23 protein-coding genes are annotated in these 22,511 nt (G+C 48.3%); 8 read left to right on the top strand and 15 right to left on the bottom strand.

Features of this window, described 5'->3' with window-relative positions:
- Positions 1–27 precede the first annotated feature (27 nt).
- The 4 genes from hemB to Nant_RS15210 form a co-directional block, all read right to left on the bottom strand.
- The gene (hemB, locus tag Nant_RS15225) at positions 28–1,038 is read right to left on the bottom strand and encodes a porphobilinogen synthase (RefSeq protein WP_054342518.1); all 1,011 of its coding nucleotides are present in this window, start codon (positions 1,036–1,038) and stop codon (positions 28–30) included.
- Positions 1,039–1,295: 257 nt separating this feature from the next.
- Positions 1,296–1,862 (bottom strand): biotin transporter BioY, encoded by a 567-nt coding sequence (locus tag Nant_RS15220; protein WP_054342517.1) that lies wholly within the window; start codon positions 1,860–1,862, stop codon positions 1,296–1,298.
- A 6-nt stretch (positions 1,863–1,868) separates the two neighbouring features.
- A complete protein-coding gene (locus Nant_RS15215; protein WP_054342516.1) occupies positions 1,869–2,498 on the bottom strand; it encodes an energy-coupling factor transporter transmembrane component T family protein in 630 nt (209 codons plus the stop codon).
- A complete protein-coding gene (locus tag Nant_RS15210; RefSeq protein WP_082400310.1) occupies positions 2,495–3,322 on the bottom strand; it encodes an energy-coupling factor ABC transporter ATP-binding protein in 828 nt (275 codons plus the stop codon). Before Nant_RS15210 ends, Nant_RS15215 begins: the two co-directional genes overlap by 4 nt.
- A 124-nt stretch (positions 3,323–3,446) precedes the next feature.
- On the opposite strand from Nant_RS15210, the gene elbB reads away from it, so the two are divergent.
- Positions 3,447–4,124, top strand: coding sequence for an isoprenoid biosynthesis glyoxalase ElbB (gene elbB / locus Nant_RS15205; protein ID WP_054342515.1), 678 nt, complete (start codon positions 3,447–3,449; stop codon positions 4,122–4,124).
- 54 nt (positions 4,125–4,178) lie between these two features.
- Positions 4,179–4,457 carry a peptidylprolyl isomerase gene (locus Nant_RS15200; protein WP_054342514.1) on the top strand — a complete coding sequence of 93 codons (279 nt, stop codon included), beginning with the start codon at positions 4,179–4,181 and terminating at the stop codon, positions 4,455–4,457.
- Between the two features lie 4 nt (positions 4,458–4,461).
- Here Nant_RS15200 and Nant_RS15195 read toward each other — a convergent pair whose 3' ends face one another.
- The 8 genes from Nant_RS15195 to Nant_RS15160 all read right to left on the bottom strand — a co-directional run bounded on the left by Nant_RS15195 (position 4,462) and on the right by Nant_RS15160 (position 11,683).
- A complete protein-coding gene (locus Nant_RS15195) occupies positions 4,462–5,562 on the bottom strand; it encodes a cysteine protease StiP family protein (RefSeq protein WP_076495888.1) in 1,101 nt (366 codons plus the stop codon).
- Positions 5,563–5,564: 2 nt separating this feature from the next.
- Positions 5,565–6,299 (bottom strand): HAD family hydrolase, encoded by a 735-nt coding sequence (locus tag Nant_RS15190; RefSeq protein ID WP_054342513.1) that lies wholly within the window; start codon positions 6,297–6,299, stop codon positions 5,565–5,567.
- Positions 6,300–6,315: 16 nt separating this feature from the next.
- The gene (locus Nant_RS15185) at positions 6,316–7,449 is read right to left on the bottom strand and encodes a phosphoribosyltransferase domain-containing protein (RefSeq protein WP_076495922.1); all 1,134 of its coding nucleotides are present in this window, start codon (positions 7,447–7,449) and stop codon (positions 6,316–6,318) included.
- A gap of 229 nt (positions 7,450–7,678) precedes the next feature.
- A complete protein-coding gene (locus Nant_RS15180; RefSeq protein ID WP_054342511.1) occupies positions 7,679–8,257 on the bottom strand; it encodes a TerD family protein in 579 nt (192 codons plus the stop codon).
- A 52-nt stretch (positions 8,258–8,309) separates the two neighbouring features.
- Positions 8,310–8,762, bottom strand: coding sequence for a tellurite resistance TerB family protein (locus Nant_RS15175; RefSeq protein WP_054342510.1), 453 nt, complete (start codon positions 8,760–8,762; stop codon positions 8,310–8,312).
- Positions 8,759–9,916, bottom strand: a complete 1,158-nt coding sequence (locus tag Nant_RS15170) for a TerD family protein (RefSeq protein WP_054342509.1) — start codon at positions 9,914–9,916, stop codon at positions 8,759–8,761. Before Nant_RS15170 ends, Nant_RS15175 begins: the two co-directional genes overlap by 4 nt.
- A gap of 26 nt (positions 9,917–9,942) precedes the next feature.
- Positions 9,943–10,548, bottom strand: coding sequence for a TerD family protein (locus Nant_RS15165; RefSeq protein ID WP_054342508.1), 606 nt, complete (start codon positions 10,546–10,548; stop codon positions 9,943–9,945).
- Positions 10,549–10,663: 115 nt separating this feature from the next.
- Complete coding sequence (locus Nant_RS15160; protein ID WP_054342507.1) at positions 10,664–11,683, bottom strand: DUF475 domain-containing protein; 1,020 nt, start codon at positions 11,681–11,683, stop codon at positions 10,664–10,666.
- A gap of 545 nt (positions 11,684–12,228) precedes the next feature.
- On the opposite strand from Nant_RS15160, the gene Nant_RS15155 reads away from it, so the two are divergent.
- The 6 genes from Nant_RS15155 (at position 12,229) to Nant_RS15130 (ending at position 17,924) form a co-directional block, all read left to right on the top strand.
- The gene (locus tag Nant_RS15155) at positions 12,229–13,284 is read left to right on the top strand and encodes a LacI family DNA-binding transcriptional regulator (RefSeq protein ID WP_054342506.1); all 1,056 of its coding nucleotides are present in this window, start codon (positions 12,229–12,231) and stop codon (positions 13,282–13,284) included.
- On the top strand, positions 13,274–14,290 hold the full coding sequence (locus Nant_RS15150) for an ABC transporter substrate-binding protein (protein ID WP_238377162.1): 1,017 nt from the start codon (positions 13,274–13,276) through the stop codon (positions 14,288–14,290). Before Nant_RS15155 ends, Nant_RS15150 begins: the two co-directional genes overlap by 11 nt.
- A gap of 81 nt (positions 14,291–14,371) precedes the next feature.
- The gene (locus tag Nant_RS15145) at positions 14,372–15,193 is read left to right on the top strand and encodes an ABC transporter permease (RefSeq protein WP_054342505.1); all 822 of its coding nucleotides are present in this window, start codon (positions 14,372–14,374) and stop codon (positions 15,191–15,193) included.
- 10 nt (positions 15,194–15,203) lie between these two features.
- A complete protein-coding gene (locus Nant_RS15140; protein WP_054342504.1) occupies positions 15,204–16,043 on the top strand; it encodes an ABC transporter permease in 840 nt (279 codons plus the stop codon).
- Positions 16,030–17,100 carry an ABC transporter ATP-binding protein gene (locus Nant_RS15135; protein ID WP_238377161.1) on the top strand — a complete coding sequence of 357 codons (1,071 nt, stop codon included), beginning with the start codon at positions 16,030–16,032 and terminating at the stop codon, positions 17,098–17,100. Before Nant_RS15140 ends, Nant_RS15135 begins: the two co-directional genes overlap by 14 nt.
- Positions 17,097–17,924, top strand: coding sequence for a phosphodiesterase (locus Nant_RS15130; protein WP_054342502.1), 828 nt, complete (start codon positions 17,097–17,099; stop codon positions 17,922–17,924). The genes Nant_RS15135 and Nant_RS15130 overlap by 4 nt, the downstream gene beginning before the upstream one ends.
- 16 nt (positions 17,925–17,940) lie before the next feature.
- On the opposite strand, the gene Nant_RS15125 is transcribed toward Nant_RS15130, so the two are convergent.
- The 3 genes from Nant_RS15125 to betC form a co-directional block, all read right to left on the bottom strand.
- The gene (locus Nant_RS15125) at positions 17,941–19,719 is read right to left on the bottom strand and encodes a SulP family inorganic anion transporter (RefSeq protein WP_054342501.1); all 1,779 of its coding nucleotides are present in this window, start codon (positions 19,717–19,719) and stop codon (positions 17,941–17,943) included.
- Positions 19,720–19,975: 256 nt separating this feature from the next.
- Positions 19,976–20,932, bottom strand: coding sequence for a choline ABC transporter substrate-binding protein (locus Nant_RS15120; RefSeq protein ID WP_054342500.1), 957 nt, complete (start codon positions 20,930–20,932; stop codon positions 19,976–19,978).
- A gap of 48 nt (positions 20,933–20,980) precedes the next feature.
- A complete protein-coding gene (betC, locus tag Nant_RS15115; RefSeq protein WP_054342499.1) occupies positions 20,981–22,504 on the bottom strand; it encodes a choline-sulfatase in 1,524 nt (507 codons plus the stop codon).
- Positions 22,505–22,511: the final 7 nt, after the last annotated feature.

Genomic DNA, 22,511 nt, shown 5'->3' with positions numbered 1-22,511 from the left:
AGTTTAGTAAGAGACCGACCTATTCAATTATTCGTTCATTAATTGCGCTGCACGTTTAGCAAAGTATGTAAGAACGCCATCTGCTCCTGCGCGTTTAAACGCCAGCAGAGACTCCATCATCACACTACGCTCGTCCAGCCAACCATTCTGGAAAGCTGCCATATGCATCGCATATTCACCGCTGACCTGATAAGCGAAGGTCGGTACTTTAAATTCATCTTTAACCCGGCGCACAATATCCAAGTACGGCATGCCCGGCTTCACCATTACCATGTCTGCACCTTCCGCCAGATCCAGCCCAACCTCGTGCAAGGCTTCGTCGCTGTTGGCAGGGTCCATTTGGTAGTTACTTTTGTTACTTGTCCCCAAGTTACCGGCAGAACCGACTGCATCACGGAAAGGACCGTAGTAAGCACTCGCATACTTGGCTGAGTACGCCATAATACGGGTGTTGATGTAGCCCTCTTCTTCCAGTACTTCGCGGATGCCACCAATCCTGCCATCCATCATGTCGCTGGGCGCAACGATATCCACACCCGCTTCTGCATGTGACAGCGCCTGCCTGATTAAGGTTTCTACTGTGCGGTCATTTAATACATAGCCTTTGTCATCAATGATGCCGTCCTGACCATGTGTGGTGAAGGGATCAAGCGCCACATCCGTAATGATACCCAGATCCGGACACGCATCTTTAATTGCGCGTACCGCGCGCTGCGCCAAACCGTCTGGGTTATAAGCCTCTTCAGCAAATTCAGACTTCACATCAAGTGGCGTCACCGGGAACAATGCCATGGCAGGCACACCCAGGCTGACCAACTCTCTGGCCTCTCTCACTATCAAATCAATGCTCATGCGTTGCACGCCGGGCATCGACGCCACGTTTTCTGTCAGATTATTGCCTTCAATCACAAACACTGGGTAGATCAGATCGTTGGGCGTCAGTTTATTTTCTTGCATCAAACGACGTGAAAACGAATCAGCACGCATACGACGCATGCGGGTTTCTGGAAAGAAGCGCTGGCTATCATTAAAGGCCACGGTTATATCCTTTTAATCGGAGTAAATTGAACTAAATATGTATGACAGTAAGATGACAAAAAAATGACAATTGTCATATTCGTTTGATTCTACGCTGTTTTTCAGCAGTCGATCATGATTCTAATCTTAACGCATTCTCGCTAAGAAGGAATATGACAGTCATCAGTATCGATCGATCTAATCAGGAGAAATAAACAACCCGTGGAGCCACTGGCTGTTTATCCGTTTTTAGAGTTATTCTGTATTAGAGCTACTGCTTATACGATTGCCTGACGTGAAGGAATAATACCTGGCATTGCTCGCAGCACTGACTGCGCAATCAATGCGGCAATCAGCGCCTTAATCAGATCTCCGGGAATAAACACCAGAATAGCTTTTGCAGCACCGGCAAAATCTAATGATGTCATGACCACCATACCCGGGATTCCAAACGCATATAGCACCAGAATACCGCCGACTATTGACGATATAAGCGCCGCAGCAAAGAGATTAACGCGTTGCAGTTGCTGCATCATTAACCCAGTGACCAACGCTGCAAACGGAAAACCAACAATAAATCCAACTGTAGGCCCTGCAAACACCCCTAAACCGCCACGGCCACCTGCCAATAAAGGCGCGCCTAATGCAACCACCAGAATAAACAACGCCACTGATAAGAAGCCACGCACGGGCCCTAGCATGATACCCGCTAACATTAAACCTAGCGTCTGAGCCGTTAATGGCACACCGCCCGCCACTGGTATATTAAATTTAGGTAACAGCCCCAATGCGGCGATTACCGCTGCATAGAGTGCGATCTGCACGAGGGTTCTGTCTTTGTTCATACTTTTTTATCTCCTGGTTTCTATGGGCCGAACAGAGATGCCACTGCTGCCACCCCGTGCGGTTAATGCTTCGGCGACGTGATCGGATAATCGAATCGCCTGAATAATAAGCGGGGCTATTAAGCGCCATTTTTTCTTTCTACCACCGCGGGCTCGCCATGCTTCATCCAGACTGTTCATAACCAGCACCAATACCGGGGCAAAACGCACCATCAACGCAACCGCCAGCGCCAGCGCTCGCGGCGAAATACCTATCCATTGTAAAGGCCGGAATACCGGTTGTAAGGCCTCCATCATGTCACTCATGCGGGTCGTCAGCGTAACCAGGTTAGCCAGCAGGAACATAGTGACCAAACGCAGCACAGAAACACCTCCCTCGTAAAATGAACCAGCCCAAAGATGAAACAGCATAATAACGGCCAAAAATGGCAACAACGGCCTGACCATCTCCAGATTCTGCCAGCCACGATTACCAAGTGTTACGTATAACAATGCAGCCGCCAGCGTAAACACGACCATCCACTCAAGCTGAGTCACAGGCAAAATTATCATACTAGCGGCCGCCAGCAAACAGAGCTTAAAGCCCGCAGGTAAACGATGCAGCCAACTGCTGTGAGCTAAATACAGACTAATCATAAGGAAACTGAAAGCTTATCAATGGCAGCCAGATAGGTACGAATCACATCATCTGGTGCACCATCGGCTTTGATCTGCCCCTCATCTACCCAGATGAGCCTATCAAAATCGGCGTAAACGCTTAAGTCATGACTGATGAGTAATACATGCATGTCGGTGCTGTGGATAAGTGCAAGAAGCTGACGCCTGGTGGGTAAATCGAGCGATGAAAACGGCTCATCCAATATCAGCAAGCGGGGTTTCATAATCAAGACAGACAGAATACACACGCGCTGCTTCTGCCCTTCTGATAATTGCGTCACCGGCCGGTCTGCCCACGACGCAATACCCTGTTCAGTCAATAACGCCAGCGCAGAAACTCTGGCTTGCTGTGCGGATTGGCCTAATTGTTCACAACCAAACGCCAGCTCTTCAGCGACCGTCGGAAAGATCATTTGGTGATCGGGATTCTGAAAAATAAATCCTACCAATGCGGGCATCAGCGCCGCTTGCTTCACCGTATCATAACCAAACACCGACACCCGACCCTGCTGCGGTGTAATTAAGCCGTTAAGCAAGCGCACCAGTGAGCTTTTACCTGAACCATTATTACCGATCAGGCCAACACGCGATTCTTCCCAGCGCAACGAAAGCTGGAGAAACAGAGGGCTATTGGCACGCTGAAGATCAACTTGTTCAATACAGATGCTATCCGAAAGCGACGCATAAAGCGGCGCTTCATGAGCCAGCGTGGGTGTTTTTTGTTTTCTTGAAAACCAGGACACGGCGGTATTCGCTACAACATTAAAAAGAGGACCGAGAGTATAGCCGCCCTTGTCAGGCATGAAAATCTAAACCGTCTATCATCTGGATGCTTATATCGCGATACCTTGTGATGTTATGCTTTGTTTATCGGACCCGGTGCGCACAGACACGACATCGACACGACACACTCACTGAGGGGACTAAATGATGAAAAAAATTGCCGTTATATTATCCGGCTGTGGCGTTTATGATGGCTCTGAAATATACGAATCAGTGCTAACGTTACTGCGCATTCAGCAACAAGGTGCTCATTATCAATGTATGGCGCCTGATATTGAACAAATGCATGTAATCAATCACCTGACGGGTGATGTGGTGGCAGGTGAGTCCCGCAATGTACTGGTTGAAGCCGCACGTCTGGCACGTGGTGAAATTATTGATCTGGCCACCGCCAACCCAGATGACTATGACGCACTGATCATTCCCGGTGGTTCAGGCGCGGCTAAAAACCTGTCAACTTTCGCCGTGAAAGGCGCAGAATGTCAGGTTAATCAAGACGTGAAAACATTTACACAAGCGATGCACCGTGCCGGAAAACCCGTGGGTCTGATCTGCATTGCACCCACCATGACTCCGCTGATTTTCGGTGACGGTGCGCTCTGCACGATTGGTAGTGATAAGCACACGGCCAGCGCGATCGAAGCGATGGGTGGTAAACACCAGGACTGCGCGGTTAATGGCATTGTTATTGATCAGGAGCGTAACATTATCAGCACACCCGCTTATATGTTGGCAGGCTCAATTACCGAAGCCGCCAGTGGCATTAATAATCTGGTCGATGCCGTCCTACAGAGGGCTGATAAAGAGCTACCGCGAGTTTAATTAAATAAAGAAAAATAATTACTAACAAGAAGTATTAACAAGAGTCTTGATCGAATGGCAAAAGCATGTGCACGGCATATTTTGGTAAAAACCAAAGAGGAAGCAGAAAAGCTTAAAGAACGGCTGGCAAAGGGTGCAGACTTTGCCACGTTGGCTAAAAAACACTCGTTATGCAACTCGGCTAAACGTGGTGGCGACCTGGGAGAGTTCAGTCCAGGTACTATGCTGAAAGCATTTGATAACGTTGTATTCAAAAAACCCTTACTAACAGTGCATGGGCCAGTGAAAACCAAATTTGGTTTTCACTTAATTGAAACGATTTATCGAAGTTAAGCGTTTATTCGTTCACATTAGCGACAATAGCGACCGCATTAAACGGCATAGCGCTATCCTGAGAGACTTCAATACCCTTATCGTCAGCCAATACCAATAAATGAGAAACGTCTTCGCTGGCCCTGTTTTTCACGACTAATAACTTCGGCACCCGCCGCAACATAACCCGGGTCGCTTCGGCAATGCCCGGTTTAACGCGGTTTATGTCAGTAACGCCATGCTGCAGCATCAACTGGTCGACATAGCTCTGCATTTTCAGATGTCGTCCGGTACTTGCCTCATCACGCTGAGCACTGGCGTTTTCGTCAGGGGATATGCTGCTAAACAGCGCTGATATTTCATCCACAAACCAATTGCTCAAATCGTGCTCAGCCAAATGTGAATATACAACACACTGATGAAAGCCCTGGTACTCTGGCCTGAGGATAGTTCTTGATACCAGCCCTGATACGGTACTGTTGAGGATGCCCGACGGGATCGTATAATCATCCACGGTCGCCACCAGATCAGCCATCCCGCCAATATCTGAAATCACACAAAGCTCATCTGAAATTTTGTAATCACTGTCACTATTCCAATCAGCAACAGCCGCTTTCAACTCTTGGGTGATGATCCCTTTTGCCGTCCAGCCATCCACAAACACTATACTCTCGGCCGCATGACCCGCCTTTTCCAGGTATTCAAGCGCCGCCTTATCGATACCTTTATCCCTGATAATCGATACCGAATAATGACTCACATCCGCTTTATAATAATGTTTTAGCGCCCGACTTAATAAAACACCGATAGGTGTTCCTGCTCTCGCTAAAGAGACAAGCGTGACGGTACCTCCTTTTTTATCGAAGATCTTTTTTGCTAAACCCGCTACTTCAGCGGCGAGTCGTTGCTTATATTTATTAACCAAACCAAAAAACAACGTTCTGTATTGATCACTCGGGGGGTATTCTTGCGAGATCATCGATGAATAGTGCTGGCCTCCGATCTGCATGAGTCGTTCTTTCTCTTCCACTGTCAGCAAAGGAATATCGATAGGCTGGAGCAAAAACTGACAATCTTCTAAAGAATAACTGCCTTTTAAAGGCTCAAATACTGGCTTTAGCGGCATGTTCACAACAACTTATCCTGGCTAATCTGACTAACAGAAGGGATGACTTGAAAATGGCACGATGACATGAAAGCTAAATCACTATTACTATCGCCTACACCAAGAAATAATAAGTTACTGTGGGCAGCGATTAATATTTTTTGTAAAAATTCTACCGCCCGTTTTTTACAGGCATAAGGAGGTAACAGTGCCATATTTTTACCGTTTATGTGCACGCGGGCATTCTCTGCTTGCTGACAAAAACGCTCAGCAATGCCGTCAAGCCTGAGAAGGTCAGTAGATTCGCCTTTAATCGATATATAACAAGGGAAACCAAAATCGCTAATCACACGACACCGGAGTGATAGCCCCTGCTCAGTAATGATGGCTAATACATCTTCTACATATTGATCTAATATTTCCTGCCACTGGTTACTTTCACGGGTCAGCAGCTGTAACCAATCGGCCTCAATTTTATTCTCTTTATCAAGAATAATGGCACCGTGATCAATCACTTTATACGTATCAAAAGACAGAGATACACGATCTAAGGCTTCTTTATTGCGCCCTGTCACAGGAATCAGTCGCTGATCATTACACCAATGGTAGAAATGTAATTGTCCGGCAGATGAAAACGAGGCGGGTTGAGCTTCTTTATCAATGGCAGTCACCGCCATCTCAGCGCCGTTCCCGTTCTCACACTTTCTTTTGGTTTGAATCAGCGTGTCATCAATATCAGTAAAAACAACGATCGACATACAAATACCCTTAAATCTAGGTGAGAATAGCGGTTATAGCATTGAGTTTTAACCGAAAAGGACAAGAGAAATACTGCTCATATGTTTCATATAAAATAATGGCTTGTCTATTTTTCGGTAAATTATATAAATAATAAACGCCTCTTTGAGCTTCATCGAAAAAGCTTTGTTTGCTCTTTATCCCTGCGCCTTCTAATACCGGCGAACGTCCTGTCGACTGGAATATTACATCGACGCCTTGTTCCTGCAGGTTCTCTGCAAACAAGAAAGGCTGATAGGTAAATTCACCCGTACCGATGACCGTGTACTTTTCAGAGGGATTTAACTGACTGATATCCAGCCTGATACCCTGCGGAGTATAGAAGGACACTTCAGGTTCTGCCGATGCTAAATAACCTGTTCGTCCAATATCATCCCGACTGTTTGCACTGCTAATACCACTCGCGGTTTTTTCTGGTAACTGGAGAAGAAACTCTTCATCAGCGTAAAATCGATAACTGCCGTCCAGCAAGCTAATAAATGTAAAGGTAATGTGCGGGTAGGCTTGTCGATACGCTTCTCGCTGCTCTACCGACAACCAATTCACTAAACTCACCCACACAATCGTTTTTAATTGAGGCAGGTTTTGTTGCAATTTCTGGCTTAATTGCTGCAGTGTTTTACCCGTACTAATTTCATCATCGACAATAACGACTGACTCAATCTGTTGCTTTACTAACGTACTGTCCAAACAATAAATCAAATGCGAAGGTGCGTGGCTGTGCGCTTCAGTGATCGAAAAATCTATGTCCCGATCGAGGTCAAAACGCGTCGTATGACTATAAATCACACGCTTCAAACCATTGCGTTTCAACTCTTGCGCAACGCCGGCACCTAAACCTGTCGCCGTTTCGGCCACACCTAATACCCAGGTTATATGCTGCACTGGGAGCGTCTGTTTAACGACTTTCGCCAAGGTTTGATATGTTTCACGCATGTCGCTGGGGAGACAAGGAACATACTTCCCCAATACCTTAGAAATAAACAGATAGCGTCGTTTAGGGTTCTGACGTGCGCCAAAGGTCAGTAATTTTTCAAGCGGATAGCGCGCATTATGAACCGATATTTGCAGCAGGCCAGTCTGCAACTCTACATCGCATCGGTTTAGCATAGTGAAAAATCCCATATTTTAAAGATGATTTAGGCAAGGCCGCACTCCAATGCGCGGCCTTGCCTAAAGCGAGGTTACATTAACATGGTAATCATTATATCGCCGCGGCTATAGCGATATTTGAATCTGATCAGTACTGTCATGACACAAAAAAAACCAGATACTCAATGCTTTATCTATAAAAAAAGCAGTCCGAAGACTGCTTATACATTGACATTACAGCAAAAAATTAACCTACATTAACACCATACTGCTGTGCCATTGGCTTAAGACCACCAGCAAAACCTTGACCGATCGCCTTGAATTTCCATTCGCTATTGTGACGATATAACTCACCAAAGACCAAGGCTGTTTCTACAGAGTAGTCTTCTGATAAGTCGTAACGAGCAACTTCTTCATTAGAATCCTGATTTACAACGCGGATGAACGCATTCGAAACCTGACCAAAGTTCTGATTACGAGATTCAGCTTCATGAATAGTAACACCCACGATAACTTTATTAACGTCAGCAGGGATCAGGCTCAAATCTACCTTAACCGCTTCATCATCGCCGTCGCCTTCACCTGTCTTATTATCGCCGGTGTGTTCAACAGAACCACATGCAGATTTCAGGTTATTATAAAAAATGAAGTCGCCGTCGACACGTACTTTACCATCTGCACCGACCATGAATACTGACGCATCCAAGTCAAAATCAGTGCCATCTGAAGCGCGTGAATCCCAGCCTAAGCCCAACAGCATTTTAGTCATGCCTGGTGCTACTTTCTCTAGTGAAACGTTGCCGCCTTTCTGTAGTGATACACCCATGCTATAAAACTCCTGATTATGTTTGTATTGTTTAAAAACTACAGCTTAAAGACTACAGTTCAAAATCTGCAGCGTCTAAACCTAATTCACGTGCTACCTTACGGGCAACAGCCTTCTCATCATCATCAAACACGCCATCGGCGGCGGCAATAGATAAGATCAGGCGCATCACCGTACGACAAGCAACATCATCACCTTTCAGTAAATTTAATGCCTCAAAAGCTTTAGATTCACCTACATCCAGATCAAACTCGAAGTTGCTTAAAAAGCCGTTGAAGGCCTCAATCACATCAGACGTTTTAAATACTGATAGCGCATCATTGCTTTCAATGATTTTCAGCATTTTTTTCTTCTCTTCCGAGGAGACATCTCCGTCCGCGCGCGCAATTAATGCAGTCCCGGCGGTAGCAGCATTGAGAAATTTTTTGTTTTTAAACTTTAAAACTTCACCTTTAAGCTCATTTGATTTTTGCTTAATTGTTGACATAAAACTAGAAAAACTCATGTTTGATCCTCATTATCTGAATTATTTTCACACTGCCACGGTAAGCCCCAAGCAAAAGCACGATCCATTTCAGCAAGGTCTTGAAAATACTCATCCAGTGGCGTCATTTTTGTTTGTTCATCGTTAAAGTTGATCATAGCGACCGCATAAATTGGCTTGACCATGAGTGTCGTCGGCGACAAAGTCTGCGCGGCCACGCCGGGCAACTGAAACTCGACATCTACATTGAGCCCTCCCCAACTATCATGGGCGTCCATCATGCTAGCAAAAATCAGAAACCTGTTCAGCTTATGGCGAAAGCGCGCGTTAATAAGCAACTGCTCAAAATGCTGATTCTGTGCCCGGCTTGCCTTAATATAAGGGACTCCATCAAACGAACCTTCTAAACTTGCGTCAAAGCTATACACCATGCCACGCTGACCATTTTCTAATTCATAGAAACAACCAATACGTAAGTCCGAGACGGGTTTGAAATTCTTGCCCATAAAATAACGCGCCGCTGAGCGTAAACTACCCTGCCCAGACTTCCACACTAGAGTAATACTAGCGTCGCCGGCCTCTTGGTTAACGGGTGCTTGCGTATCCGTTTGTTCCCTATTTACAGCAGAGGCGGTTGCTATGGTTGAAGCGGATGTTGAAATTGAAGCGACAGCAGCTGCATATGAATCACGGGTAAAGCCAAAACTTTCTAGTAATTTTGACAACCCTTCTCTGTAGCCTTGCAATATACAACGTATTTTCCATGCACCATTGCGACGATAAACTTCAATTAAACTGACCGCCAACTGGCCTGTCAATTGCTGAGAAATATCGATACTGGCATATTCCTTAGCATCCACTAAATCACTCAGGCGTGCCGACATGCCGGCAGTCGGTGCTATTGAACTATTAGCAGTTCTATTGCCTGTATTATTGACACCAGCAGCGATATAAACCGTTAACTTCTCTATATCCTCAGGGATATCAGATAAGTTAAGTAACAGTCGATCATCGCTGATGGAAGCGCCTTCTATCGCATCTAAGAGGCTCAGCGAGCCATTCTGCCGAGAAACAATGACACCCCATTGCCAATCGGCTATCTGCACAGAAAAGCAATAAGCACGGTCACCAGGGATGGTGATATTTTGTCCTGCTACTAACTGTGCTACTGCCATTCGATACTCCAAAAATCAGCGCTTAATTATAAAAAGTTAGCCGCTACGCTTTGGAATAAGCTTTCCAGTTTCTTATCGTCTGTTGGCTCACCGACGGCACGAAATTTCCATGCAGTGCCATGACGATAAAGCACGCCTAATACCATAGAAACCGAACCGTTAAATTTGGCTTCATGAGCGATATTATAATTAGCGATAATATTATCCACCCGGCTTGGTGTACCTTCATAAAGACGTACACTCGCAAAGGGAATACTTGCGAAGTCATGTCCCTGATAGCTGTTCAAGACAATAGCGATACTTTTCACGTTCGCAGGCACTTTGCCCAGTTCGACAGACACAATCTCGTTGTCTAAACCGTCATCACCGTCTAAATCACCGGTTCTGTCATCGCCGCTGTGAACAACAGAGCCGTCTTTACTTTTTAGCTGACCAAAATATACGATATCAGCCAAGTCTTTGCTTTCAGTATACAGGCCGATACTGGCGTCCAAATCTACGGCAACTTTCTTCGTGCCGAAAAAGCCTTTCTTCTCAATAGCGCCCCAGTTCACGCCGACACAAACACGATCTAACCCTGAACCGTTCTTTTCTAAGCTAATCCGCTGACCTTTTTCTAAAGAAATAGACATTGATATATCCTTTACTCATTAATTAATCAGTTAAGTGTTTAGTACGATGAGCCTAATTCAGCAAAAACTACCTAATCAAACGCTAAATAGCGACCCATCAATTCATATTGTTTTTCTATACTACTTTTACTTCTTGTGATTTAAGTATTTGTGAGTGAATAAATGCCACACCTATAAGACCTGCACCTATAAAACCGGTTATCACTTCCGGTATATGTATAAAAGTCTTTAAAAACATCATGCTAGCTAATGCGACTATTGCATAAAAAGCACCATGTTCAAGGTATACGTATTCGGACAATGTATCTTTCTCTACTAAGAGAATAGTCAATGAGCGAACAAACATTGCACCAATACCCAAACCAATGGCAATAATGAACAAGTTAGTCGTGATCGCAAACGCACCAATTACACCATCTAAACTAAACGATGCGTCCAGCAACTCCAAATAAACGAACATAGCGGCGCCACTTTTAACGGCATGCGTAGCCATTCGAGCCTGTTCACGGCGTTCCATAAAAGCAGTTATTTGATGCATTACCCAAAAAGTCGCAACACCCGCTATACCTGACAATGCAAATGTTTGCTTATCAGCCTCAGGCAACATGAACAAAGCAACAACAGCAATGAACACTAACGTAAGCAATTCTGCTGCGAATTTAAATTTTTCCAATTTTGCCAGTGGCTTTTCGATCATTGGAATCCAGTGATCTTTTTCATCATCAAAAAAGAATCCAAAACCAACCATCATCAAAAATGCACCACCAAATGCCATAACAGAGACATGCGCTTCCGTCATCACAGCGGCATAATGTTCAGGTGAATTGATGGCAATATCAATCGCTCCCCACGGCGACACGCCAGCCAAAATACTAACGATAAGCACAGGAAATAGAATGCGCATACCAAAAACCGCGATGAGGATACCCCACGTCAAAAAGCGACGACGCCACACGGCGTTCATATCTTTCAACACGGTTGCGTTAACCACGGCGTTATCAAAAGATAATGACACCTCTAACACCGCCAGCACCGCTACGATGAAGAGTGCACTTGGACCACCCACAACCAAGGCCAGAATTAAGCCGACAATCGTTACGATAAAACTGCCAGTAAAATACTTTAAATTTTCCAAGATCAATAATTCCCACTTAATACAACAATTTAATACAATATTTTATTAACGCATAGATATTCAAATCACCCCGTCTTTCAGAACTCTTTAGCGCATGAACTTCAACCCTCTACAAATATTGTACTAGTGAGCAAGAATATTGCTTATCCCTACTCTATGGGGACAATATTTAAAAATAAAAGTTCGCTAGTCCATTTCGAATAACTAACGCTCGTGTCTGATAGGAATATACAGGCATTTTAATATCATCAGTGACGGCCATGCCTTTTCACCCCGATTTTTTGCAGCGATCAGTGAAAGGGGCTTTCTACGCGTGACCCATTGATTAATTCATGAACAGAGCCAAGTTCTTCAAGTGCCACATGATCAACCAACACCGAGTCAGCGAAGCTTCTTTATTTTAAATTCTTCCCGTCCATTTGGTATCCTGCAACAGGCTTTTTTTAGCACAAAAATCTCAATGTATACGATTACATTATGTAAGAAAACGTTAACACGACTGCAATAATCAGACTTTATAGTACTTCTCAACAAAGGGGCCGGTCATGGTTAAAGCAGCAACGATCAAAGATATTGCACAGCATTGCGGCGTGTCCGTCGCAACAGTTTCGCGAGTCGTCAACAATAAGGGTGTGGTACGTGCGGAAACCGTAAAAAAAGTCGAGTCCGCTGTACTGACGCTGGGTTATCGCCCCAGCATGGCAGCACGGGCGCTCAAATCCGCCAGCAATAGAACACTCGGGGTCATCATCCCAAGCTTGATGAACCCGGTGTTTGCCGAGACCGCATCCGGCGTTCAACAGCGAGCACGGGCGCGGGGGTATACCCCTCTGATTCTTTCGTCCGATTACGATGATGAGCTGGAACTGAGTGCCGTCGAAAACCTGCAGGCCTATCAGGTGGATGGCATCCTGCTGACGGTCAACGATGTGTTAAGCAGCGCGGCACTTAAACAACTGGATCAGGCCGGTCTTCCCTATTGCCTTATGCACAACGTGCCGCGTCATCGTGTGGCCGGCTATATCGGTGTGGATAACTTTCGCGCGGCCGCTGAAGTGGCAAGTCGTATTCTTGCTTATGGGCACACCTGTATAGGCATGGTCTCCGGCGAGTTTGTACGTACCGACCGTGCCCGTGAACGCCATGCAGGATTTATCGCAGGCCTCAAATATGCCGGCGTAGAGTTAGCGCATCTGGTGCAGGTTGATCCCGTCAACGCCACGGGGCTTCAGCAGGCTTTGACCAATATTTATGGTCAGTCAGGTGCCCACCCCACTGCTTGGTTTTGCTCCAACGATCTGTTGGCGCTGGCTACCATTGCCCGGCTGGAATTGCTAGACAAGCCTGTCCCTGAACAGATTTCAATCGTCGGGTTTGATGGTATTCAGGCAGGGGCTCTGCGTGAGCCTGCCCTGACCAGCATTCGGACGCCCAATATCGACATCGGAAGTGCGGCGGTTGATCTGCTGCTGGCACAACTTGACGATACGCCTGCTGACCTGGGCCGAAAGCTCGGTTACCAATGGGTCGAAGGCGGAACACTGGCAACAAATTCTTATACATCCCACAACCTTTCCAATGAGAGTAAATATGATGTTTAAACGACGTATATACGAGTTGGCTTCTGCACTGGCCTTATCTGCAAGCGTATTAAGCGGTGCGGTACAAGCAGCTGATGCGATCTGTTACAACTGCCCGCCACAGTGGGCAGATTGGGGCACTCAGCTCAAGGTTATCAAGCAGGAGCTAGGTTACGATATCCCGTTTGATAATAAGAACTCGGGGCAGACACTGGCGCAGTTGCTGGTAGAACAAAATAACCCCGTTGCCGATGTCGCCTATTACGGCGTCTCCTTCGGTATCACCGCGGCCGATAAAGGCGTGACCGAAGCTTACAAGCCCGCCAACTGGGATCTTATTCCTGACGGACTAAAGGACCCTGACGGGGAATGGTTCGCCATCCACTCCGGCACTATCGGTCTGTTCGTCAATGTGGATGCTCTCGATGGCAAGCCTGTGCCGAAAAGCTGGAAGGATCTGCTCGATCCTACCTACAAAGGGATGGTAGGTTATCTCGACCCTTCCAGCGCCTTCGTCGGTTACGCTGGTGCCGTGGCAATCAATGGTGCTCTGGGGGGCAATCTGGACAACTTCGAACCAGGCCTGAACTACTTCGCTCAACTGCAGCAGAATGACCCGATCGTGCCGAAGCAAACCGCTTATGGAAGAGTGATCTCAGGTGAAATCCCTATCCTGCTGGACTACGACTTCAACGCCTACCGGGCTAAGTACAAGGATGGCGCTAACACCGAGTTCGTGATTCCCGAAGAAGGCACTGTCATTGTCCCCTACGTCATGAGTCTGGTGAAGAACGCACCGAATCCGGAAAAGGGGCGTAAAATTCTAGACTTCGTGTTGTCAGATAAAGGCCAGGCCGTCTGGGCGAATGCTTTCCTGCGCCCGGTACGCCCTGATGCAATGACAGATGAAGTAAAAGCCAAGTTCCTGCCGGATACCGAGTACGCCCGTGCCATCCCTGTGGATTACAAGAAAATGGCCGAAGTGCAGAAAAGCTTCCAGAAACGCTACCTCGACAGAATGAACTAATCCGAGAGTGGCTTTGAGTGCCGGGTTATCGCCCGGCCTTTTTATGTCTCTTGTGTCTGCATGCCTGTAACGAGAAATACGATGTTCACCAAACTGACGCGCCCCTTATTTCTGATGATGTTGCCCGTACTCATCATCACCTGTACCTTTTTACTCATCCCCATGTTCAGATTAGTAGTGATCTCTATCAGCGGCGAGGATGGGCTGATGATCTACTGGCATGCGCTGAGCGATGCCCGCTATCTGCAAAGTCTGTTGGATACCCTTTTTTTGTCAGTGCTGGTTACGCTGGTCACATTGGCTATCGCGGTGATTTCAGGCCTGTTTCTATCCCGCAATCACTTTCCCGGCAAGTCAGTACTAATTTCGCTACTAACCTTTCCGCTGGCATTTCCCGGCGTTGTGGTTGGCTTTCTGGTGATCATGCTGGGTGGACGTCAGGGCTTGAGTGCTGAGTTGGGACTCTTCCTTGATGACACTCGCTGGACCTTCGCCTACTCGATCGTCGGGCTGTTTGTCGGCTATATCTATTTCTCTATTCCGCGTGTGCTACTGACGGTAATCGCGGCCGTTGAAAAGATGGATATGATGCTGGAAGAGGCAGCCAGATCGCTGGGGGCGTCACGACTCAGGGTGTTCATTGATGTGATTATTCCTGCGCTGAAACCAGCCCTGATTGCCAGCGGCGCGATTTGCTTTGCGACCTCAATGGGCGCTTTCGGCACAGCCTTCGCCTTGGCCAGTGGCATCAATGTGATGCCGATGACTATTTACACCGAGTTCACGCTGGGAGCCAATATCGCTATGGCGGCCAGTTTGAGCATTATTCTTGGCCTGATCACCTGGCTGGTGCTGCTTCTGGCTCGATCCGTTTCGGGCGCCAATACTAGTCCTGCTGCGTGAGGCTGATGCAATGAAACGAACCCTATCTTACTACCTGCAGCTGAGTTTCACGCTGCTGATTTGCGCCTTTATGCTGGTGCCAGTGTTGATGTCTATGACCGCCGGGCTAACCAACAACTACTTTCAAGGCCTATCCAGCGGGCTTACCTTACGCTGGGTCGAAGAAGTCATGGCGCTCTACAGCGACACCCTATGGCTGACTCTGAAGCTGGCATTAGCAACACTGTTGGTCAACCTGATTGCGGGGGTGCCGGCGGCCTACTTTCTGGCCTGCTCAACGAGCCGCTGGGCACGGGTGTTTGAAGAGCTGATCTTGCTGCCGGTAGCAATTCCCGGGCTGGCGATAGCACTGGCGCTAATCATCGTCTACGGCGGCGTACAAGACTTACGCACCAGCTGGCTGTTCATTCTGATCGGCCATGTACTCTACACCCTTCCGTTCATGGTGCGCGCAGTGCTGGCCGTCCTGCACAGTATCGATTTAAAGCTGCTAGAAGAAGGAGCCGCCAGTCTGGGCGCCGGATTCTTACGCCGCTTTTTCGATGTAATTATCCCCAATTGTAAGGGCGGCATCATCAGTGGCGCGCTGATGACGTTGACCCTCTCAGTCGCTGAATTCAACCTCACCTGGATGCTGCACACCCCAATGACCAAAACTCTTCCGGTCGGTCTTGCCGACTCGTACGCCTCGATGCGGCTGGAGATCAGCAGCGCTTATACTCTGATTTTTCTGGTCCTGCTGTTACCCCTGATGATCGGTACTCAATGGGTCGGTGCTAATACTCAGAAAAAGCAGCTATCCCCGTCTAAACCCCGGCACGCTAGTTTAGGAAAAAATGATGAACATTAATGAGCATGGTGCGTCCATCCGCTTTGAAAATTGCCAAAAAACATTTGCCGATGGCACCCTGGCGCTGCACTCGCTGGACCTGTCAGTGCATGCGGGTGAAACGCTGGTGCTGCTTGGGCCGTCCGGTTGCGGCAAGACGACAATGTTACGCCTGATCGCCGGCCTGGAGTTTCCGGATAAAGGGGGACGGATACTATTCAAAGATGAGGATGTTACCCGTCAACCGATCGAAAAGCGCAACGTTGGCATGGTATTCCAGTCATATGCTTTATTTCCGAACATGACTGTCGCTGAGAACGTGGGCTACGGCCTTAAGGTCCAGAAATTAAAAGCTGATGTAATCAAACACCAGGTCGCAGAAATGCTTGACATGATGGAGCTGGGGGCCTTAGCACCTCGCAAGATCGACCAGCTATCGGGCGGTCAACGTCAGCGCGTGGCGTTGGCGCGAGCGATCATCACGAGCCCTCGCGTGCTGCTTCTCGATGAGCCGCTGTCGGCATTGGATGCTATCCTGCGTGATCGCCTGCGCGCGTATATTAATACACTGTTGCGTCAATTGGGCATCACGACTATCTATGTCACCCATGATCAGGAGGAGGCGATGGCATTGGGAGATCGCATCGTGGTGATGGATCATGGCCGCGTTTCACAGATCGGCACCCCCAGAGAGATCTACTTTTCACCGCAGAACGACTTCGTGGCTGATTTCATCGGCCAGATCAACACCTTCGAAGGTCCGGTCAGTAACCGACGCATGACCCTGCCAGGCGGCATCTTGCACTGTGCGCATTTGGGCGATGGCCACGGTAAACTGTACTACCGCCCGAAGGATATCGAAATTACTGCCCGAGCGGGCAGCGAGTTCGGCGGAGTGGTGCACCAGACCCAGTTCATCGGCGACCGGAACCGGATCTGGCTGAAGGGAGTGAACCATGACTTGGTGATAGTCGACAGCGACGGTCGCTCGGACTTCTTCATCGGGCAAGAGGTCGGCCTGCGCCTTCGACCGGAACAGATGATCCGTCTCGACCGACAGGGTGGAGCTGCTGCATGATTATTGCGCAACTCACCGATCTGCATATCAAAGCTGAAGGAAAAACCGCATACGCAGGCAAAGTGGACACCTTTGCCAAGCTGGAAAGGGCCGTGTCGCATCTGAACGCGATGGTGCCCCAGCCGGAGCTCGTGCTGATCACCGGTGATCTGGGTGATTTCGGTCTGCAGGAGGAATACCGTCAGGCCCGAAAAGCACTGGATCGCCTGGCGATGCCGTTTTTTCTGATTCCCGGCAACCATGATGACCGGGACAATCTCAGAGCCTTGTTCGCGGATCATGAGTACCTGTTCCAGACGGAGGGACACCTGAGCTATGTGATCGACCGGTTCCCGCTGCGATTGGTCGGGCTGGATACCAGCGTACCGGGCCAGTCACATGGTCTGATAGATACCCCGCGGAGCGAGTGGTTGCAGGCAACGCTGAATTTGGCAACAGAGCGGCGGACCTTGCTGTTTATGCACCATCCGCCCGTAGCCGTTGGTTTAGATCACATGGATGTGCAGTGCCTGTACGAGGCCGACCGGCTGGCCTCCGTGCTGCAGCAGCATCCTCAAGTAGAGCTGATCCTCTGTGGACACCTGCACCGCCCGGTGGAATTTATCTGGTGCAACCGGCCGGTGTATGTCGGCTCGGCCCACAACCATGCGGTGACACTGGATTTGTCGCCTGCAGCGCCGGCTTCATTCACACTAGAACCGGCGATGATTCGGCTCATTCAACTACACCCGCAGAATGGCATGTTGATGAGCCACCAGAGCCATATCGACCAGTGCGATGGTCCCTATCCATTTTTCGATGCCCAGGGAAGATTAATCGACTGATGAATAACGGCACGCTTTATTTAGGGCGTTGTGTAGAGAGTTGTTTTGGGCACTGTTTAAAGACCCGATGACTGCAATTGATACAAACCTGGGCATTCATCTGAACGGTCAGGCTCAACAGGGCTTCATCAATCGTACTATAAAAGCACTCCGTTCCTATCTGGTCGATGTAACCAGCCTGATTAAGCTCATCCCACACCGTATTTTTAAGCGCACAAAAACTTAACCGATTGCCCTTACTCATGATGTTATTCACTTCCTGTTTGAGCATCTCGGCACCGGACACATCGATAAAATTAATCCCGGAACAGATAATGAGGAGATGCTGCCCAGACTCTTGCGATGCGTTAAATAGCTGCAGTGTCTTCTGAACATGATCAACGGCACCGAAGAATATGGAGCCGTCGATACGTAATATTTTTAACTGTGGACATTGCTTCAACGCAAACCTTTCGATACTGCGCAGTTCAGTACCATGCTCGAAACCTTTCGGGGCAACGGTCATTATCCGCGGCTGAGACGTGCGGCGAAGATACATAACCAGTGATAACATCACCCCCAGGTAGATAGCAAATTCCAATTTAATAATCAGGGTGGCTGCAAAAGTAACCAGCAGCACCGACGCTTCTTGCTTATTACTACGCAGGATTTGCTTAATGTGATGAGTGTCGATCAGGCCCCAGGCAATGATGAATATCGCACCCGCCATCGCAGGCAAAGGCAGTAATGCAGTTATTTCTGGTGCGAATAACAAAATCAGAATAAGCATTAATGCAGCGAATATTCCTGCCATAGGGGTTTGCGCCCCTGACTCATAATTAATCCCGCTACGGGTGAAGGAACCTGAGCCTGCATAACAGGAAAAAAAACTACCGACGATATTGGAGAGTCCCTGTCCGACAAATTCCTGATTACCCTCAATACGCTGCCCCGAACGAATCGCAATCGCACGCGCAATCGATACAGCTTCTACCAGACCAAGTATCGCGACTGAAATCGCGCCAGGAAGCAAGTTGCTAATAGTGCCGTAAGACAGATCCGGGAGGATAAAACCAGGCAGGTGGCCGGGGAGCGCACCGACTAAGGCAACCCCATGGGCTGCGCCACTCATAAGCCAGCACGCCACGCTACCCATCAGCATAGCGATCAGAATGACCGGAAGTCTGGGGTTAATGCGTTTCAGCAGCAATGCCGATACTACTGTCACCAACGTCGTTGCTATTGCATAGGGATTGGCTTGCCCGAGCTGATTGATAACAGCTATCCATGATTCCAGGAAGGAAGCCCCCGAAGACACCGTAACGCCAATAGCGTATTTTATCTGGCTGGTAGCGATGAGAATCGCCGCGCCTGCGGTGAAACTGATAACCACAGTATGCGAGATAAAATTAACCAAAGTGCCAAGCCTTGCCAGACCTAGTCCTAATTGAATAATACCGACCAGCAGTGTCAACGTCAGTACCGCAGGGATAAACGCACTGCTACCGGGTTCAACCGCATTACTGACAACACTCATCACCACGATGGAAATAGCGGCGGCGGGGCCGGATATCAAATGCATGGATGAACCGAATAATCCGGCCACTATCGGCGTAATAATAGCCGTATAAAGTCCGTATTCGGGCGGTAAGCCAGCAATAAGCGCATAGGCGACACCTTGCGGAAGGGCGATAATGGCGCCGCTAAGTCCGGCAAAAAAATCAGCCTGCAGACTGCTACGACTAACCTGTGGTGCCCACAACAGAAACGGCAGGCAACGCTGTAACAATTTTTTCTGGTCAGGTGTTAACGGCATAATGGCTACTTACTATTGGTATTACATTATCCTGCTTATGCCTGACTGACAGTGGGTTTATAGATAGCATGAAGAACGGCAGGGTCGGAATTTAAAAAACAGGCTAACACAGCGACATTACCAGCATGGTTCAGTACGCCCATTTATGAGGGTGATAGCTTATAGAATGTTGGCCTGCGCTACTCTTGATTCTGAACGCAGACCTGTAGCGTTGAAAACGCACGACTGCCGATTACTCGACAGCCGTCACATTACATCATAGACCCAGATGTTTTTGAACGGCGCTCAGACCGTTATCACCATCAATCGTGGTCACACCGGCTAACCAGCTATCCAGCACCTCTGGATTCGCTTTAAGATACTTCTGTGCCGCCTCCGCTGGTGATTGCTCGTCATCGATAATGAAGCCCATCATCTGATTTTCCATGGCCAGGGTAAACTTCAGGTTAGTCAGCAGCTTTCCTACATTGCCACACTCTTCCCGGTAGCCTTTACGAGTCACCGTCTGAATAGTCGCGCCGCCGAAGTCAGCGCCAAAGTATTTATCACCACCGGTCAGGTAGGCCATATCAAAATTGGAGTTCATCGGATGCGGTTCCCACCCCAGGAATACGATAAATTGCTGGCGCTTGATCTCACGCTTTACCTGACTCATCACGCCCTGTTCACCAGATTCCACCAAACGCCACTTAGCTAAATCAAAATCGCCACTATCGATCATCTTCTGCAACAATTGGTTAGCGGGTGAACCGGCTTCAATGCCGTAAATGCGTTGACGGAATTTATCACCAAATTCAGCCAAATCAGAAAAGTCTTTTACGCCCGCATCATACGCATAGCGTGGTACAGCGAGGGTAAATTTTGCGCCTGTCAGGTTTTCACCGACAACATCGATGGCATCCGCTGCGGCGTACTTGTCGATAAACTTTTGTTGAGCAGGCATCCAATTGCCCAGAAATACATCAATCTCCTTACCTTTCATGCCTTCAAAACCGATAGGCACCCCCAGGATGCTGATCTCGGTGCTGTAACCTAAACCTTGCAACACAGTACTGGCCAGAGCGTTGGTAGAGCTAATGTCAGACCAGCCCGGATCAGTAAAATGCACCGTGTTACACTGTGCAGGTTCTGCGGCTACAGCATTGCCTGCCAAAAGACAGGTCGCCAGACCAATAGCAGTGCTCAGCCTGCTGATTTTGTAAGATAACAACATAGAATATTCCTTTTACTTTTATTGAGGGATCACACATAACGCCACTCTTTAACCCTTGACCTGTGGGAAGCGCGCGCGTCTTTCGAGGTCATCCAGGTCAACGTTGTTGCGCATATACATAGTGCTGGCATCGAAGATCGGCTGGTGATCCCACTTGGGAGCTTTACCCTGTTTATGCGCGGCGGCAATCAAACGACGGCGCTTCTGACTGATGATGACATCACGGGTGATAGCCTCTGAATTCCAGCGTTGCGCCGCTTCTTCACGAAAAGCGTTGAGCAGCTCAGTATGGCCAGCACCTTCCGCCAGGTTGGTACGCTCCTGCGGATCCTCTTTCAGGTTAAATAACTGATCAGGATCTGGCTGGCTGCAGATATATTTGTAATCGCCGCGACGTATCATAAACATCGGTGCGATAACGCCTTCACCCATATATTCACCGATCACCTCGTCATGGCCTTCGCCACCGGTCAGATGCGGCATCAGGCTGCGACCATCAATCGGCATCGCGTATTCGGGTGCAGTACCCTTATTGGCCAATTCAGCAAAGGTGGGCAACAGGTCCATCGTGGAAACGGATGCGGCTACACGCTTAGCATCAAAGTGTTTCGGCGCGCAGACTACCATAGGTACGCGCCCCGACCATTCGAAGTAGCTCATCTTGTACCACAGGCCTCTCTCACCAAGCATATCGCCGTGGTCGCCAGAGAACACGACGATGGTGTTATCACTCAAGCCGGTATCTTTCAGCGCTTTCATTAATTTTCCGATCTGATCATCCACGTAGCTGATCGCACCATAGTAAGCACGACGGGCGTTGCGGATCTGCTGGTCAGTGATAGCGTCGCGGTCCATCTGGTAAACGTGCAACAAGCGCTTGGAGTGCGGGTCCTGCTCTTCAGGACGCAACTCAAAAGACGGCAGCTCAATCTCGTCATCTGTGTACCGGTCCCAATATTCCTGAGGAATGGCATAAGGATCATGAGGATGAGTCATCGACACGGTAAGACAAAATGGACGTTCATCAGACCCACGGGCATGATCAAACAGGTAGCGTTGGGCGTGAAAGACGACTTCATCATCGAAGTCCAGCTGATTGGTGCGAATAGTAGGCCCCGCCTGAGTCACAGATGACATGTTGTGATACCAGGTTGGACGCTTTTCAAAGTCTTCCCAGTCCGGGAACCAGCCATAGTCAGCCGGATAAATATCGGTGGTCAGACGATCTTCAAAGCCATGCAACTGATCCGGACCACAAAAGTGCATCTTGCCGGACAGCGCCGTACGGTAACCAGAAGAACGTAGATAGTGTGCAAATGTCGGGATGTCTGCCGGAAACTCAGCAGCGTTATCGTAAGCACCTATCTTGCTGGGGAGCTGACCACTCATCAGCACATAACGGCTGGGTGCACACAATGGGCTATTACAATAGGCAGAATCAAATACAACCCCCTTCTCAGCTAATGTATCAAGATGCGGTGTTTTGGCAGTCTTTCCGCCATACATGGACAGCACCGGCGCGGCAAGCTGGTCGGCCATAATAAATAGGATATTGGGTTGATTCTGGCTCATAATACTT

The organism is Neptunomonas antarctica, assembly GCF_001305295.1.
GTDB classification, from domain to species: Bacteria; Pseudomonadota; Gammaproteobacteria; order Pseudomonadales; family Balneatricaceae; genus Neptunomonas; species Neptunomonas antarctica.
This window is presented reverse-complemented; position numbering and strand designations above follow the sequence as displayed.

Bases quoted from the DNA above. Each gene is read 5' to 3' on its own strand.
- Nant_RS15220 (WP_054342517.1), bottom strand. From the start codon at position 1,862: ATGAACAAAGACAGAACCCTCGTGCAGATCGCACTCTATGCAGCGGTA.
- Nant_RS15215 (WP_054342516.1), bottom strand. From the start codon at position 2,498: ATGATTAGTCTGTATTTAGCTCACAGCAGTTGGCTGCATCGTTTACCT.
- Nant_RS15210 (WP_082400310.1), bottom strand. From the start codon at position 3,322: ATGCCTGACAAGGGCGGCTATACTCTCGGTCCTCTTTTTAATGTTGTA.
- elbB (WP_054342515.1), top strand. From the start codon at position 3,447: ATGATGAAAAAAATTGCCGTTATATTATCCGGCTGTGGCGTTTATGAT.
- Nant_RS15200 (WP_054342514.1), top strand. From the start codon at position 4,179: ATGGCAAAAGCATGTGCACGGCATATTTTGGTAAAAACCAAAGAGGAA.
- Nant_RS15195 (WP_076495888.1), bottom strand. From the start codon at position 5,562: ATGCCGCTAAAGCCAGTATTTGAGCCTTTAAAAGGCAGTTATTCTTTA.
- Nant_RS15190 (WP_054342513.1), bottom strand. From the start codon at position 6,299: ATGTCGATCGTTGTTTTTACTGATATTGATGACACGCTGATTCAAACC.
- Nant_RS15185 (WP_076495922.1), bottom strand. From the start codon at position 7,449: ATGCTAAACCGATGCGATGTAGAGTTGCAGACTGGCCTGCTGCAAATA.
- Nant_RS15180 (WP_054342511.1), bottom strand. From the start codon at position 8,257: ATGGGTGTATCACTACAGAAAGGCGGCAACGTTTCACTAGAGAAAGTA.
- Nant_RS15175 (WP_054342510.1), bottom strand. From the start codon at position 8,762: ATGAGTTTTTCTAGTTTTATGTCAACAATTAAGCAAAAATCAAATGAG.
- Nant_RS15170 (WP_054342509.1), bottom strand. From the start codon at position 9,916: ATGGCAGTAGCACAGTTAGTAGCAGGACAAAATATCACCATCCCTGGT.
- Nant_RS15165 (WP_054342508.1), bottom strand. From the start codon at position 10,548: ATGTCTATTTCTTTAGAAAAAGGTCAGCGGATTAGCTTAGAAAAGAAC.
- Nant_RS15155 (WP_054342506.1), top strand. From the start codon at position 12,229: ATGGTTAAAGCAGCAACGATCAAAGATATTGCACAGCATTGCGGCGTG.
- Nant_RS15150 (WP_238377162.1), top strand. From the start codon at position 13,274: ATGATGTTTAAACGACGTATATACGAGTTGGCTTCTGCACTGGCCTTA.
- Nant_RS15145 (WP_054342505.1), top strand. From the start codon at position 14,372: ATGTTCACCAAACTGACGCGCCCCTTATTTCTGATGATGTTGCCCGTA.
- Nant_RS15140 (WP_054342504.1), top strand. From the start codon at position 15,204: ATGAAACGAACCCTATCTTACTACCTGCAGCTGAGTTTCACGCTGCTG.
- Nant_RS15135 (WP_238377161.1), top strand. From the start codon at position 16,030: ATGATGAACATTAATGAGCATGGTGCGTCCATCCGCTTTGAAAATTGC.
- Nant_RS15130 (WP_054342502.1), top strand. From the start codon at position 17,097: ATGATTATTGCGCAACTCACCGATCTGCATATCAAAGCTGAAGGAAAA.
- Nant_RS15125 (WP_054342501.1), bottom strand. From the start codon at position 19,719: ATGCCGTTAACACCTGACCAGAAAAAATTGTTACAGCGTTGCCTGCCG.
- Nant_RS15120 (WP_054342500.1), bottom strand. From the start codon at position 20,932: ATGTTGTTATCTTACAAAATCAGCAGGCTGAGCACTGCTATTGGTCTG.
- betC (WP_054342499.1), bottom strand. From the start codon at position 22,504: ATGAGCCAGAATCAACCCAATATCCTATTTATTATGGCCGACCAGCTT.